The organism is Mesorhizobium sp. ISC15, assembly GCF_037162615.1.
GTDB lineage: Bacteria > Pseudomonadota > Alphaproteobacteria > Rhizobiales > Rhizobiaceae > Mesorhizobium > Mesorhizobium mediterraneum.
Genome location: NZ_JAVSPX010000001.1, coordinates 3960312 through 3974464, shown reverse-complemented (window position 1 = coordinate 3974464; position 14153 = coordinate 3960312). Strand labels below are relative to the sequence as shown.

11 protein-coding genes are annotated in these 14153 nt (G+C 61.8%); 9 read left to right on the top strand and 2 right to left on the bottom strand.

What is annotated here, in order from left to right:
* Positions 1-14: 14 nt before the first annotated feature.
* From RPG13_RS19095 to RPG13_RS19085, 3 genes are all read left to right on the top strand, one after another.
* Entirely contained in the window at positions 15-1340 is a 1326-nt protein-coding gene (locus tag RPG13_RS19095; RefSeq protein ID WP_126106771.1) for an ABC transporter substrate-binding protein, read from the top strand.
* Between the two features lie 206 nt (positions 1341-1546).
* Positions 1547-2398, top strand: coding sequence for a carbohydrate ABC transporter permease (locus RPG13_RS19090; RefSeq protein ID WP_441338285.1), 852 nt, complete (start codon positions 1547-1549; stop codon positions 2396-2398).
* 1 nt (position 2399) lies between these two features.
* Entirely contained in the window at positions 2400-3293 is an 894-nt protein-coding gene (locus RPG13_RS19085) for a carbohydrate ABC transporter permease (RefSeq protein WP_095489528.1), read from the top strand.
* 74 nt (positions 3294-3367) lie between these two features.
* Here the strand turns inward: RPG13_RS19085 and RPG13_RS19080 are convergent, their stop codons facing one another.
* Positions 3368-3655, bottom strand: a complete 288-nt coding sequence (locus tag RPG13_RS19080) for a hypothetical protein (RefSeq protein ID WP_128285005.1) — start codon at positions 3653-3655, stop codon at positions 3368-3370.
* Between the two features lie 356 nt (positions 3656-4011).
* On the opposite strand from RPG13_RS19080, the gene RPG13_RS19075 reads away from it, so the two are divergent.
* Together RPG13_RS19075 and RPG13_RS19070 are read left to right on the top strand one after the other, a co-directional pair.
* Positions 4012-4755, top strand: coding sequence for a competence/damage-inducible protein A (locus RPG13_RS19075; RefSeq protein WP_292627296.1), 744 nt, complete (start codon positions 4012-4014; stop codon positions 4753-4755).
* A gap of 176 nt (positions 4756-4931) precedes the next feature.
* Complete coding sequence (locus RPG13_RS19070) at positions 4932-5765, top strand: universal stress protein (protein WP_292627295.1); 834 nt, start codon at positions 4932-4934, stop codon at positions 5763-5765.
* A 9-nt stretch (positions 5766-5774) separates the two neighbouring features.
* Here RPG13_RS19070 and RPG13_RS19065 read toward each other — a convergent pair whose 3' ends face one another.
* Positions 5775-6686, bottom strand: a complete 912-nt coding sequence (locus RPG13_RS19065; protein ID WP_337125744.1) for a LysR substrate-binding domain-containing protein — start codon at positions 6684-6686, stop codon at positions 5775-5777.
* A gap of 170 nt (positions 6687-6856) precedes the next feature.
* Here RPG13_RS19065 and RPG13_RS19060 point away from each other — a divergent pair, with 170 nt between their 5' ends.
* The 4 genes from RPG13_RS19060 (at position 6857) to RPG13_RS19045 (ending at position 13967) form a co-directional block, all read left to right on the top strand.
* A complete protein-coding gene (locus tag RPG13_RS19060; RefSeq protein WP_128285008.1) occupies positions 6857-8290 on the top strand; it encodes a pyridoxal phosphate-dependent decarboxylase family protein in 1434 nt (477 codons plus the stop codon).
* Between the two features lie 75 nt (positions 8291-8365).
* Complete coding sequence (gpt, locus tag RPG13_RS19055; protein WP_029353723.1) at positions 8366-8866, top strand: xanthine phosphoribosyltransferase; 501 nt, start codon at positions 8366-8368, stop codon at positions 8864-8866.
* Between the two features lie 211 nt (positions 8867-9077).
* Entirely contained in the window at positions 9078-9566 is a 489-nt protein-coding gene (locus RPG13_RS19050; protein ID WP_337125743.1) for an NUDIX hydrolase, read from the top strand.
* A gap of 615 nt (positions 9567-10181) precedes the next feature.
* Complete coding sequence (locus RPG13_RS19045; protein ID WP_292715921.1) at positions 10182-13967, top strand: vitamin B12-dependent ribonucleotide reductase; 3786 nt, start codon at positions 10182-10184, stop codon at positions 13965-13967.
* Positions 13968-14153: the final 186 nt, after the last annotated feature.

Sequence of the window (14153 nt, the reverse complement as noted above, 5' to 3'; positions counted from 1 at the left end):
AGGAGGAAACGAGCATGAAATTCACCAGACGTGACGTGATCCGCACGACCGCCGGCGTGGCGGCGGGAGCCTTGGGAAGCCGGTTCGTCGGCTCTTCCGCCTTTGCCCAGGAGGGGTTGACGTACAAGCCCGAAGACGGCGCGAAGCTGCGGATGCTGCGTTGGTCGCCCTTCGTGCAGGGCGATGAGGATCAATGGCTGGCCAACACCAAGCGGTTCACCGAGGCGACAGGCGTCGAGGTTCGCGTCGACAAGGAAAGCTGGGAGGACATTCGCCCCAAGGCGGCGGTCGCCGCCAATGTCGGCTCCGGTCCAGATCTCATGTTGGTCTGGTTCGACGACCCGCACCAGTACCCCGACAAGCTGCACGACGTCACGGAACTGGGTGAGTATCTGGGCTCGAAATACGGCGGCTGGCACGACGGGCCAAAGCAATATGCGACGCGGGAGGGAAAATTCCTCGGCCTGCCTCTGGCAACCATCGGCAATGCCATCGTCTACCGGGAAAGCTGGGTGAAGGAGGCTGGCTTCTCGGAGTTTCCGAAGGACACCGCAGGCTTCCTCGAGCTTTGCAAGGCCTTGCAGGCGAAGGGACATCCGGCCGGCTTCACGCACGGCCATGGCGTTGGCGACGGCAACAACTACGCTCACTGGCTGCTGTGGAGCCACGGCGGCCAGATGGTCGACGAGAGCGGAAAGGTGGCGATCAACAGCCCCGAGACCCTCAAGGCGATCGAATACGCGCAGGAACTCTACAAGACATTCATCCCCGGCACCGAAAGCTGGCTCGACGTGAACAACAACCGCGCCTTCCTGGCCGGCGAACTGGGCGTCATCGCCAATGGCATTTCCGTGTATAACACGGCCAAGACCAACAAGGACAATGATCCGAAACTGGCTGAAATCGCCAAGGACATGCGCACGACCAGCCTGCCGATCGGTCCGGTCGGAAAATCGGTCGAGTTGTTCCAGGTGACCACGGCCGTGATCTTCGACTACACACCCTACCCCAACGCGGCCAAAGCCTATCTGCAGTTCATGTTCGAGGAGCAGCAGATGGCGGAGTGGATCACCTCCTCGGCCGGCTATTGCTGCCAGACGCTCAAAGCCTTCGACAACAATCCGGTGTGGACGGCCGACCCGAACAATGCCGCTTACGCCAAGGCCTCGGCGACGCTGCGTCCCAATGGCTATGCCGGGCCGCTCGGCTATGCCTCGGCGGCGACCATGGCCGACTATGTCCTGGTGGACATGTTCGCCAAGGCCGTGACGGGCCAGGCGACGGCCCAGGAGGCGATGGAAGAGGCGGAGAAGCGCGCAAACCGGTACTATCGCGTTTGATCACAGCCGAGCCGGGCAGCCGCAACCGCGCTGCCCGGTCTGGTTCCTGAAATCGCGTGGCGGCCACTCAGGCCACCATGCCACCAGACCTTATGAGGAGCCGTCCCATGGCCGTGTCGTCCGCTGCCGTTCAGCCGCGTCCGTCGATCCTGTCGCGGAGCCTGTCGCTCTTGGCCGACAGCCGGAACGCGCTTGGCTTCGGCTTCATGCTGCCGGCGGCAGCGCTGCTGCTGGTCTTCCTGACCTATCCGCTCGGGCTCGGCGTCTGGCTCGGCTTCACCGATGCCCGCATCGGCCGCCCCGGTATCTTCATAGGCACCGAAAACTATCAATATCTGTGGGATGACGCCGTCTTCTGGCTCTCCGTCTTCAACACCTTGCTCTACACGATAAGCGCCTCGATCCTGAAGTTCGTGCTCGGCCTCTGGCTGGCGCTTATCCTCAATCAAAATCTTCCCTTCAAATCGTTCTTCCGCGCCATCGTGCTGTTGCCGTGGGTGGTGCCGACGGTGCTGTCGGCCATCGCCTTCTGGTGGATCTACGATTCGCAGTTCTCCATCCTGTCCTGGGCGCTTATGGAAATGGGCCTGATCGACCATCGCATCAATTTCCTCGGCGACCCGGAGAACGCGCGCGCTTCGGTTATCGCGGCCAATGTCTGGCGCGGCATTCCGTTCGTCGCCATCACGCTGCTTGCCGGCCTGCAGACGATTCCCCAGTCGCTTTACGAGGCCGCCACGCTCGATGGCGCCAGCCGCTGGCAATTGTTCCGCTTTGTGACGCTGCCGCTGCTGACGCCGATCATCGCCATCACCATGACGTTTTCGGTGCTGTTCACCTTCACCGATTTCCAGCTGATCTATGTGCTGACCCGTGGCGGACCGGTGAATGCCACCCATCTGATGGCGACACTGTCCTTTCAACGCGGCATTTCGGGGGGCCAGCTTGGCGAGGGCGCCGCGATTGCGGTCGCCATGATCCCGTTCCTGCTGGCGGCGATCCTGTTCAGCTATTTCGGCTTGCAACGCCGCAAATGGCAGCAGGGCGGCGGAGACTGACATGGCCACGACCAAGAAGACGAAACGTCCGGAACTCGACGAAGGCGGCATGGGCTACCTTCAGAGCCTGCCGCGGCGCGTGGTGACGGTCTATCTGCCGTTGCTGGTGTTCGTGATCGTGCTGCTGTTCCCGTTCTACTGGATGACGATCACTGCGGTTAAGCCCAATCTCGAGATGACCGACTACGCCAATTTCAACCCGTTCTGGGTTGTGCATCCGACCTTGGAGCACATCCGCTATCTTTTGTTCGACACGTCCTATCCGGGCTGGCTGCTCAACACGATCATCATCTCCACCGCCGCCACATTCCTGTCGCTGCTGGCTGCGGTGTTCGCTGCCTATGCGATCGAGCGGCTGAGGTTTTCAGGGGCGCGGCAGGTCGGCCTCGCGGTCTTCCTCGCCTATCTCGTGCCGCCCTCGATCCTGTTCATCCCGCTGTCGGTGATGGTGTTCAACCTTGGGCTTTACGACACGCCCTTCGCGCTCATCCTCACCTACCCGACCTTCTTGGTGCCCTTCTGCACGTGGCTGCTGATGGGCTACTTCCGCTCCATCCCGTTCGAACTGGAAGAATGCGCGCTCATTGACGGGGCGAGCCGGTGGCAGATCCTCACCAAGATCGTGCTGCCGCTGTCGGTGCCCGGACTGATTTCGGCCGGGATATTCGCATTCACCCTGTCATGGAACGAATTCATCTACGCCCTGACGTTCATCCAGTCGTCCGAAAACAAGACTGTGCCGGTCGGGGTGCTCACGGAGCTTGTCCGCTCCGACGTCTATGAGTGGGGAGCGCTGATGGCCGGAGCGCTGATCGGCTCCCTGCCGGTGGTCGTGCTCTATTCGTTCTTTGTCGAGCATTACGTTTCGTCGATGACTGGCGCGGTGAAGGAATAGCGCGCTGCCTCGGTCCCGGCGGCCGCGGATGCCCGTTGAAGAGCATCCTGCCGGCCGGTCCGGTCGCGGGCTGATTATTTGCCGCAGTACTGATCGTTGACGTTCATTCGGGCGTTGGCGTCGGGTCCTGGCGAGTTCGAGGCGCAAGGTCCAACCGGGCCGGGGTTGCCCTGGATGTTCAGACCCGAGGCGTCGCCATTGATGCTGCCGGTGGCGCTGGGATCAGCGGTCATCCGCTCTTCGTTGGTGGGAGCCGGGTTCGTGGGGGCTGGGCTATTGGATAAAACATCCGACGATTGCGCCATTGCGGACGTGGCGAGGCCAATCGTGAAGACCGAGGCTGCGAGAATTTTGGTAAGCATAAAGAGACTACTCCATTCCATGTGGTTGCAGATGTCGACTTCGTGCGACCGCTAAAGAATCCATCAGCCGGCTCGAAGTTCCGATAAAAAGGTCGTTAAGCCGCGCAAGCTTCGACACCTTTTTGTGACCAGTGCGTGAAGAGGTTTGGGATGCTTCGGCAGTTTTGAGCAACGCGAGATCGGCGAAGTGCCCGCCTGTCGAGATCAGCCTGCGAACGCGCGCTCAAGGGAGATGGCACAGGTGGATCCGTCGTTCGGACGGCATTGCCGCCGGCCATCCGCCGCGCTATCTCAGGCGACCCTCTCTACCTGAGGCGATCCTGTCTGCCTCAGGTGACCTTTTGCCGGAGCCTCCCATGCCCGAAATCGTCACCGCCGCCATGCTCGTCATCGGCGACGAGATTCTGTCCGGCCGCACCAAGGACAAGAATATCGGCCACCTCGCCGATATCATGACGGCGATCGGCATCGACCTGAAGGAGGTGCGCATCGTTCCCGACGAGGAAGACGAGATCATCGCCGCGGTGAACGCCGTGCGTGCCCGCTACACCTATGTCTTCACGACCGGCGGCATCGGCCCCACGCATGACGACATCACCGCGGATTCGATCGCCAAGGCCTTCGGCGTGCCCTGCGAATACGACGCCAAAGCCTATGCCATGCTGGAAGCGAGCTACGCCGCGCGCGGCATCGAATACACCGAGGCGCGCAAGCGCATGGCGCGGATGCCGCGCGGTGCCGACCATATCGACAATCCTGTGTCCATCGCGCCGGGCTTTCGTATCGGCAACGTCCATGTCATGGCCGGCGTGCCGTCGATTTTCCAGGCCATGCTCGACAATGTAGTGCCGACGCTGAAGGCCGGCACCATTATGCTGTCGGCCACGGTGCACTGCCCGTTCGGCGAAGGGCTGGTCGGCGGACCGCTGGGCGACATCCAGAAGGCGCATCCGGATACGATCATCGGGTCCTACCCGAAATATGGCGACGGCAAATTCTGGACTGAGCTGGTCGTCCGCGCCCGCAGCCAGGAAGCGCTGGAGGCCGCCCGCGCCGACGTCGAGGCAATGGTCGCAGGCCTCGCCAGCGCGGCCAGTTGAGCTAAAGCGCGTGGTCTGAAAGGAATCCATGCGACGCGCTTTAGGTTCTTGCTTCATGCATGTCGCTGTCCCAAACCGCTGCGGACTTTGGGCGACACGCATCAGGCCGGAACCAAGCATGGTACTGTAACGTTTCTCGCGGGCGAGTTTCGATCGCCGTAAAATGAGGGATTACCATGCGATTCAAGACCATCGTCGCCATACTGCAGAACGAACAGGACGCGGAGCGCGTGCTCGAATGTGCCATTCCGCTTGCCGACAAGTTCGAGAGCCATCTCATCGGCATTCATGCCGAAGCGCTTCCCGTCCCCTACACCTCGGCCACCGGTTTTCCCGACACCGAGTTCCTGCAGGTTTCAGCCGACATGAACAAGGACCGCGCTGAAAAATTGCGAGCGGTTTTCCTCAGGCATATCGAGGATTCCGGCCTGTCCTTCGAGTGGCGCAGCCTTGAAAGCTTTTCCGGAGACAGCGCGCTGACCGGCATTCCAACCGTTCGCACCGCCGACCTGATCATCGCCGCGCAGCGCGAGTCGGGCGGCGATCCGAGCGCCGACGTCGATACGCTGGTCTACGACGCCGGCAGGCCGGTGCTGGTGGTGCCGCATTCGGGCCCGCTCGTCACCAGCTTCAAGCATGTGCTGCTCGCCTGGAACGGCAGCAAGGAAGCCGCACGCGCCGCTTTCGACGCCCTGCCCTTCATCATCGAGGCAGAGAAGACGGATATTGTCGTCATCGACCCGCCGGATACGCTCGACGCTGCCCCCGAGGCGGCCGGCGCCGAAATCGCCGCCGCCCTGTCCAGACATGGCGCCACGGTCAGCGTCTCGGTGCTGCAATCGGGCGGCCACTCGGTCGACGACGTGATCCAGACCAGGATCGCCGAAACCGGCGCTGACCTGCTCGTGCTTGGCGCCTACAGCCATTCCTGGCTGCGCCAGCTTCTGTTCGGCGGGGTCACGCGCACAGTGCTGCGCACGGTGCCGGTGGCAGCCTTCCTGTCGCGGTAGAAGCGTAGATCAAGAACTCTGCCGCGCGGCGAAATACGCCCCGACATGGTCAACGACGGTGGAAGTCAGGTCATCGGGCGCATGAGGGCTGCGCCGCAACGCCACGTCATAGTAGCCAATCGACGGAAGGCCTTGCTCAGGCCCAAACGGCACCAGTTCTCCCGATAAGGTTGCAATCGGCAACGGCGCGACTGCCAGCCCCGCCACCACCAGCGCAAGCTGGCCCGCGAGATTCTCACTTGTACAAGCGATCTGATAAGAGATGCCGGCTGCGTCGAGCGCGTCGATGGCTGACTTCCGCCAAATGCAACTCGCTGGACCTGCGGCGACCTCCAGCGGACGACGGAGATGGGCGGTTCCATACGCAAGGCCTGCCCACACAAGCCGATCTCTATGGATGGCCGTGTCGGGCGATCCAGTTCGACCCGTCGCGCCAGCTGTCACCAGTGCGACATCCAGTTCGCCCTCATCCAGCATCCGCGACATTGTGCTGCTTGTGCGACACGTCACGCTAATCTCCACCAACGGATAGGCCGCTGTATAGCTGGCGAGAACCGAGGGAAGGAACGCAACTGCATATTCATCCGTCATTCCCAGCCGCACGGCGCGTCCGTGCGACAGGCGATTGAATCGCACTATCGCCTCTTCGGCGATTCCAAGCGCGCGCCGCGCATAGGTCAGAAGCGCTTCACCTGCTGGCGTCAACATTATCGAGCGCCCTTGATGCACAAAGATTGGCTGTCTGATCTGCGTTTCAAGCCGTTTCATTTGCATGCTGATGGCAGATGGCGTCCGGTGCACTGTTCGGGCAGCACCGACGAAGCTGCCTGTGTCGACAACCGCCATCAGAGTACGCAGGAGCGAGTTGTCCAGCCCCAACAGAACGCCCGAATCCGGCCCAAAGCGTGCGTGGTTCGGCATGAGTGGCAAGCCCCAATTCGCCAATTTCGTTGATGTCGAGTGTAAGTCCTTTTCGTTTGTCGGAGCAATCAGCCTTGGCCAAACTGAGTAAAACCAATTGCACAGCCGGCATGGTGACCGGCTAGCTGCGTCTGGGCATGGGCAAATACACCGCTTGAGGAACCCACTCAATGAACACGGCGCTAGATCTTGCCTACCGTGCAGCACGAGCCTGGATCGACGGATTGGATGAACGTTCGGTGGCTGCAACGGCCAGTCTTATGGATCTCAAACGGTCTTTTGCCGGCCCACTGCCATACGAAGGCAGCAGTGCAGAGGAAGTGGTTCAAGCACTTGCCAGGGATGCCGGCCCCGGGATGCATGGCAGCGCAGGCGGACGCTTCTTTGCCTGGGTGATTGGCGGCGGCCTGGAATCCGCACTGGCGGCCGACTGGCTGGTAACCACCTGGGATCAGAACGCGACCGTCTATGCCTCCAGTCCGGCCTCCGCCGTGATCGAGGAAACAGCCGGCGAATGGATCAAGGAGTTGCTCGACCTGCCGCGAGACGCCTCTTTTGCGTTCACCAGCGGTTGCCAAATGGCGCATATGACCAGCCTAGCGGCTGCACGCGCGGCGCTGCTGAGGCGCGTCGGCTGGAACGTGGAAGAGGACGGGCTGGTTGGCGCGCCCGGGATCAGGGTGCTGACGAGCGACCAGCGACACGTCACCGTAGACCGCGCGGTGCGCTTTCTGGGGATCGGCCGCAAGGCTATTGATCAGTTGAAAACGGACGGGGATGGACGCGTCTCTCCTGCGGTTCTCGACGGCGCGCTTTCCGACAGTTCCACACCGACCATGCTGGTGCTGAATGCTGCCGACTTGAACATCGGCGCCTGTGACGCGTTCAGGGAGTTGATATCGATGGCGCATTCAGCCGGCGCCTGGGTTCACATCGACGGTGCCTTCGGCCTGTTCGCACGCGCCAGCCGAACGTACCGCCACCTGCTGGACGGCGTGGAACTGGCGGATAGCTGGGCGACCGACGGCCACAAATGGCTGAACGTTCCTTTCGATTGCGGTATCGCCATCGTCGCGGACCGGGAAGCACATCGCACTGCCATGACATCGAGCGCATCCTATGTCGCGCCAACCACAATTGCGCGGGACCAGGCAGACTGGAACCCGGAATACTCTCGCCGCGCGCGTGGCGTTCCCGTCTATGCTGCCCTCAAGCAACTCGGCCGCAGCGGCATGGAAGCTTTGGTTGATCGCTGCTGCGCGTATTGCGCCAACATCGTCGAGGGGATCGGCGAACTACCGGGCGCCGAGATCCTTGCGAGGCCAACGCTCAATCAAGGCCTGCTCAGGTTCGCTCGGCCTGGCGCTTCACCTGCGGAAAATGATGCTTTTACCGACGAAACGATTCAAAAAATCAATGCCACTGGCGAAGCCTTCTTCTCCGGCACGACCTGGCGCAATCACCGCGCCATGCGCGTCAGCGTGGTTAACTGGCGCACCAGCGAGCAAGATGTGAAGCGGGCGATCGCGGCCGCGACTTCTGTGCTGACGCCGGAAGTGGCTGCGCCGATCGGACTGGAGGTTGCGCCACTTGCCAACACCTAGGCTTTCCAGTTAATTCCGCGCGCATTCCCTCAAGTGTCTGCGCGCGTTTTTCGCGCGCTGCGGAGTGCGCAAAAAATGTCCCTTCCCGAAAAGGCCTTTCCAGTCTCGTGGGATCAGTTCCACCGCGATGCGCGTGCGCTCGCCTGGCGGCTTGCCGGCGCCAACAAAGGCCAATGGAAGGCGATCGTCTGCATCACACGCGGCGGCCTGGTTCCGGCCGCCATCATCTCGCGTGAACTCGGCATCCGGGTCATCGAGACGGTTTGCGTCGCCTCCTATCACGACTACGCCAGCCAGGGGCAGCTGCAGGTGCTGAAGGAGGTCACGCCGGCGCTGCTCGCCGATGACGGCGCCGGCGTGCTGATCATCGACGACCTCACAGACACCGGCAAGACCGCAGGCATCGTGCGCGCCATGATGCCCAAGGCGCATTTCGCCACCGTCTATGCCAAGCCGAAAGGCAGGCCGCTGGTCGACACCTTCGTCACCGAGGTCAGCCAGGACACCTGGATCTATTTTCCGTGGGACATGGGCTTCACCTACCAGAAGCCGATCGCCGACGACCACGTCGGCTGATTCGCGGCCTTTTCTCCTGGAACAGCCAAGCGAGCACTTCTTGCCGGCGACCACTTCTTGAAAGCATGCCGCGGCGCACGATATTTCCTGAATCGACGCCTCTTGGCGTGGTTAACCAGTGCGTATGAGGTTTTTTACTTTTATTGCCCATGATTAGCCGTAAGATTCACGAGACGGCAGATGATTCTGGAGGCTGGGGCAAGCTTCTCCGATGTTGACGACGCCAGCAACGCACAACCATTTGGCCGAAAGGGTCCAGCGGCTCTTCGGCACAGCGCCGTGCCGCCTGCAGGTTGCAGCACTGCCCTGGCGCGATACCAAGCATGGCATCGAGATCATGCTGATCACCAGCCGCGATACCGGCCGCTGGGTGCTTCCCAAGGGCTGGCCTGAGGCGAAGGAACTGCTTTGCGAAGCGGCGGCACGCGAGGCCGGCGAGGAAGCCGGACTGCGCGGCACGATCTCCCACCACGAAGCCGGCCGCTACTTCTATGCCAAGGCATTGGCTTCAGGCGAGGAAGTGCCTTGCGAAGTTTTGGTGTTTCCGCTGCAGGTCGACAAGATCGCCGACCGGTGGAAGGAAAAGCGCTCGCGCACCCGCAAATGGGTCAGCCCCGCCGAGGCGGTGCGCATGGTCAACGAGCCGGACCTTTGCCAGATCATCGCCTATTTCTGTGCCGACCCGCACCAATTCTCCTGAGCAAGACGTAGGCGCGCCGGCCGCGCATCGCGCGGGTAAAAATCGAAACCCTCCGCGTCACTTTCTATCCCCGTTATCCACATGTGTGACACACAAGATGTTGGGGTCATAAAAGCTACGCAAACGAATCCTTGACGGCGCAAAACGAGTCGCCTTTTATAGGCCATGCGCTCCTGTTGAGAGCGCGACCGGAAAGTTCTGAGCCCGGTCTTTTTCCCGGATTATGTGCGTTTTGGCCGCATTTCCGCCTGGTTACGAGGCTGGCGGAAGCGTTGCGATTGTGGGGTCTTTGGGGGCGAAAGGGAAAAATGTCGGACTGGAATAAATTGTCTGTTAACACTATATTTAGTGTTTGCAGGTAGGTTCGACGCTAGATAGTGTGAAGCTCCCTCGATTGAGGGAGTCGCAAAAAAGTTTCAGTCTTGAGGGATCCGCAGGGTTCGTCGGCGCGTTGGACGGCTACTTCGCAAGGAGTTCGACCAGCAGGGCGGGCGGAGGCTGTGAAAAGGAGCCGGCCGTTTTTCGAACGCCGGCAGACGGCGGACATGCGCGTTTCAGAAAGGGGCAGAAATCCCCTGGGAAAAGCGCTATATGTAGACACAAAGGATAGGACCAATGCGCATCGAGCGTCGTTTCACCAAGCAGGGGCAGTCGGCTTATGCGGAGATCGAATTCCGCAAGGCGCTTTCGGAGATCAAGAATCCGGATGGCTCGGTGGTGTTCCGCTTGGACAATATCGATGTGCCGGCGCAGTTCAGCCAGGTTGCCGCCGACATCCTGGCGCAGAAATATTTCCGCAAGGCCGGCGTGCCCGCGCGGCTGAAGAAGGTCGAGGAGAATGACGTCCCCTCCTTCCTGTGGCGCTCCGTCGCCGACGAGGCCGAACTGGCAAAGCTGCCCGAAGCCGAGCGCTACGGCTCCGAGATCGACGCCCGCCAGGTCTTCGACCGCCTCGCCGGCACCTGGACCTATTGGGGCTGGAAGGGCGGCTACTTCAAATCGGAGGAGGACGCGCGCGCCTTCCGCGACGAGCTCGCCTATATGCTGGCCACCCAGCGCGTCGCGCCGAACTCGCCGCAATGGTTCAACACCGGCCTGCACTGGGCCTACGGCATCGACGGTCCGAGCCAGGGTCATTTCTATGTCGACCCGTTCACCGGCAAGCTGACCAAGTCGAAGTCTTCCTACGAGCATCCGCAGCCGCATGCCTGCTTCATCCAGGGCGTGCAGGACGATCTCGTCAACGAAGGCGGCATCATGGACCTGTGGGTGCGTGAAGCGCGCCTGTTCAAATACGGCTCCGGCACCGGCTCCAACTTCTCGTTCCTGCGCGGCGAAGGCGAAAAGCTGTCCGGCGGCGGCCGTTCGTCCGGCCTGATGAGCTTCCTCAAGATCGGCGATCGCGCCGCGGGCGCCATCAAGTCGGGCGGCACGACGCGCCGCGCCGCAAAGATGGTCATCGTCGATGCCGACCATCCCGATATCGAGGAGTTCATCGACTGGAAGGTCAATGAGGAGCAGAAGGTCGCCTCGCTGGTCACCGGCTCCAAGATCGTGAAGAAGCACCTCGAAGCGATCATGAAGGCCTGCATCAACTGCGAAGGCCAGGACGACGATTGCTTCGATCCTGCGATCAACACAGCGCTGAAGCGCGAGATCAAGCTGGCCAAGAAGGACGGCGTGCCGGAGAACTACATCTACCGCGTCATCCAGTTCGCCAAGCAGGGCTACACCTCGATGTCGTTCAAGACCTACGACACCGACTGGGATTCGGATGCCTACCTCACCGTTTCGGGCCAGAACTCCAACAATTCGGTCTCGCTGAAGGACGATTTCCTGCGCGCCGTCGAAGAGGACGCCGACTGGCACCTCACCGCACGCAAGGACGGCAAGGTGCTGAAGACGCTGAAGGCCAGGGATCTGTGGGAAAAGATCGGCTATGCCGCCTGGGCATCGGCCGATCCGGGCCTCCACTTCAACACGACGATGAATGACTGGCACACCTGCGCCTCGGCCGGTGCGATCCGGGCGTCCAACCCGTGCTCGGAATACATGTTCCTCGACGACACCGCCTGCAACCTGGCCTCGATCAACCTGCTGCCCTACCGCAACGCCGACGGCACCATCGACATATCAGCCTACGAGCACACGGTTCGGCTGTGGACCATGGTGCTGGAAATCTCGGTGATGATGGCGCAGTTCCCGTCGAAGGAGATCGCCAAGCTCTCCTACGAATACCGCACGCTCGGCCTCGGCTACGCCAATATCGGCGGCCTGCTGATGACCTCGGGCATTCCCTATGATTCCGACGAGGGCCGCGCCATCTGCGCAGCACTCACGGCAATCATGACCGGCACGGCCTATGCCACCTCGGCCGAAATGGCCGCAGAGCTCGGCGCCTTCCCCGACTATGACCGTAATGCGCAGAACATGCTGCGCGTCATGCGCAATCATCGCCGTGCTGCCTATGGCGACAAAGACGGCTACGAGAAGCTCGCCGTCAACCCGGTGCCGCTGGTCGCCTCCGACCTGAAGCAGCCGGAGCTTGCCGCCCATGCCAAGGCTGCCTGGGACCGCGCCATCGAGCTCGGCGAAGAGCATGGCTACCGCAATGCGCAAGCGACCGTGATCGCGCCGACCGGCACGATCGGCCTGGTCATGGATTGCGACACCACCGGCATCGAGCCCGACTTCGCGCTGGTGAAGTTCAAGAAGCTGGCCGGCGGCGGCTATTTCAAGATCATCAACCGTGCCGTCCCTGAAGCGTTGCGCACGCTTGGCTATTCGGAAAGCCAGATCGCCGAGATCGAAGCCTATGCGGTCGGCCACGGCAATCTCAACCAGGCGCCTGCCGTCAACCCCGGCTCGCTCAAGGCAAAGGGTTTTACCGACGACAAGATCGCAGCACTTAACGCAGCGTTGAAATCGGCCTTCGACATCAAGTTCGTCTTCAACCAGTGGACGCTGGGTGCGGACTGGGTGAAGGAGACGTTTGGCTTCATCGACGAGCAGCTCAACGATTTCTCGTTCGAGATGCTGCCGGCGCTTGGCTTCTCGAAGAAGGACATCGAGGCCGCCAACATCCATGTCTGCGGTGCGATGACGCTGGAAGGCGCGCCGTTCCTGAAGGCAGAACATTTGCCCGTGTTCGACTGCGCCAGCCCATGCGGCAAGATCGGCAAGCGCTCGCTGTCGATCAACAGCCACATCCAGATGATGGCGGCGGCCCAGCCCTTCATCTCCGGCGCCATTTCCAAGACCATCAACATGCCGAACGACGCGACGGTGGAAGACGCCAAGGGCGCTTACATGCTGTCGTGGAAGCTGGCGCTGAAGGCCAATGCGCTCTATCGCGACGGCTCGAAGCTCTCCCAGCCGCTCAATGCCTCGCTGCTTGCCGACGTCGAAGACGACGAGGACGATGCCGTCGAGCAGCTGATCGCGGCACCGGCGGCGGCACGCGCGGCACAGATCACCGAGCGGATCGTCGAGCGCATCATCGAGCGCGTCTCGCGCGAGCAGGAGAAGCTGCCGTCTCGCCGCAAGGGCTACACGCAGAAGGCCAAGATCGGCGGCAACACCATCTTCCTGCGCACCGGCGAATATGACGATGGCCGTCTCGGCGAGATCTTCATCGACATGAACAAGGAGGGCGCGACCCTGCGCGGCCTTCTCAACAATTTCGCCATCGCCATCTCGCTCGGCCTGCAATATGGCGTGCCGCTCGACGAATATGTCCACGCCTTCACCTTCACCAAGTTCGAGCCGGCCGGCATGGTGCAGGGCAACGACGCCATCAAGAGCGCGACGTCGATCCTCGACTACGTGTTCCGCGAGCTCGCCATCTCCTATCTCGGCCGCAACGACCTCGCCCATGTCGACCAGTCGGACTTCTCCAACACCGCACTTGGCCGCGGCATCAGCGAAGGCAAGACCGACGCCGTTTCCAAGGGCCTGACCCGCGGTGCCTCGCCGGTGAAACTGGTGTCGAGGGTGAGCGGCAACGATCCGAAGGGCTTTGCCGGTTCGGGCTCGTCCGGCCGCTCCGCGCCGACGGCGTTCTCCGGCTCCAACGTGCTGGCGCTGAAGCCGGCCAGCGACGAAGCCACCGCCTACAAGCGCGACTACGAGGAGCGGGCAAAGGAGCTGATCGAGGACATCGCCTTCGAGGAGGCAGCGGGCGCTGCTGCCGAGGCTTCAGACGCCACGGCGGCACTATTCACCGACGCCGCAGCGAACGAAGCAGCCGAGGCGAAGAAGCTAGCCGCCGACCGCCGCGCCAAATCGCTGCTCCAGGGCTACACCGGCAATTCCTGCTCCGAATGCCAGAATTTCACCATGGTGCGGAACGGGACGTGCGAGAAGTGCGACACTTGTGGGGCTACGAGCGGGTGTAGCTGAGGAAAGATGCAGCGCTAAAACGCAACATGATCGGCCCGGTCGCAAGATCGGGCCGAAATCCGTTTAGCGTCGTGATCAGGCGCATCTCTTCCTTCTCCCCTTGTGGGAGAAGGTGGCCGAGCGAAGCTCGGTCGGATGAGGGGTGCTCCAGCTTGGCATCAGCGCCGAGTTTCTTCCAACACCCCT

Coding starts and splice junctions, on each gene's coding strand:
- RPG13_RS19095 (WP_126106771.1), top strand. CDS start 15: ATGAAATTCACCAGACGTGACGTGATCCGCACGACCGCCGGCGTGGCG.
- RPG13_RS19090 (WP_441338285.1), top strand. CDS start 1,547: ATGCTGCCGGCGGCAGCGCTGCTGCTGGTCTTCCTGACCTATCCGCTC.
- RPG13_RS19085 (WP_095489528.1), top strand. CDS start 2,400: ATGGCCACGACCAAGAAGACGAAACGTCCGGAACTCGACGAAGGCGGC.
- RPG13_RS19080 (WP_128285005.1), bottom strand. CDS start 3,655: ATGCTTACCAAAATTCTCGCAGCCTCGGTCTTCACGATTGGCCTCGCC.
- RPG13_RS19075 (WP_292627296.1), top strand. CDS start 4,012: ATGCCCGAAATCGTCACCGCCGCCATGCTCGTCATCGGCGACGAGATT.
- RPG13_RS19070 (WP_292627295.1), top strand. CDS start 4,932: ATGCGATTCAAGACCATCGTCGCCATACTGCAGAACGAACAGGACGCG.
- RPG13_RS19065 (WP_337125744.1), bottom strand. CDS start 6,686: ATGCCGAACCACGCACGCTTTGGGCCGGATTCGGGCGTTCTGTTGGGG.
- RPG13_RS19060 (WP_128285008.1), top strand. CDS start 6,857: ATGAACACGGCGCTAGATCTTGCCTACCGTGCAGCACGAGCCTGGATC.
- gpt (WP_029353723.1), top strand. CDS start 8,366: ATGTCCCTTCCCGAAAAGGCCTTTCCAGTCTCGTGGGATCAGTTCCAC.
- RPG13_RS19050 (WP_337125743.1), top strand. CDS start 9,078: ATGTTGACGACGCCAGCAACGCACAACCATTTGGCCGAAAGGGTCCAG.
- RPG13_RS19045 (WP_292715921.1), top strand. CDS start 10,182: ATGCGCATCGAGCGTCGTTTCACCAAGCAGGGGCAGTCGGCTTATGCG.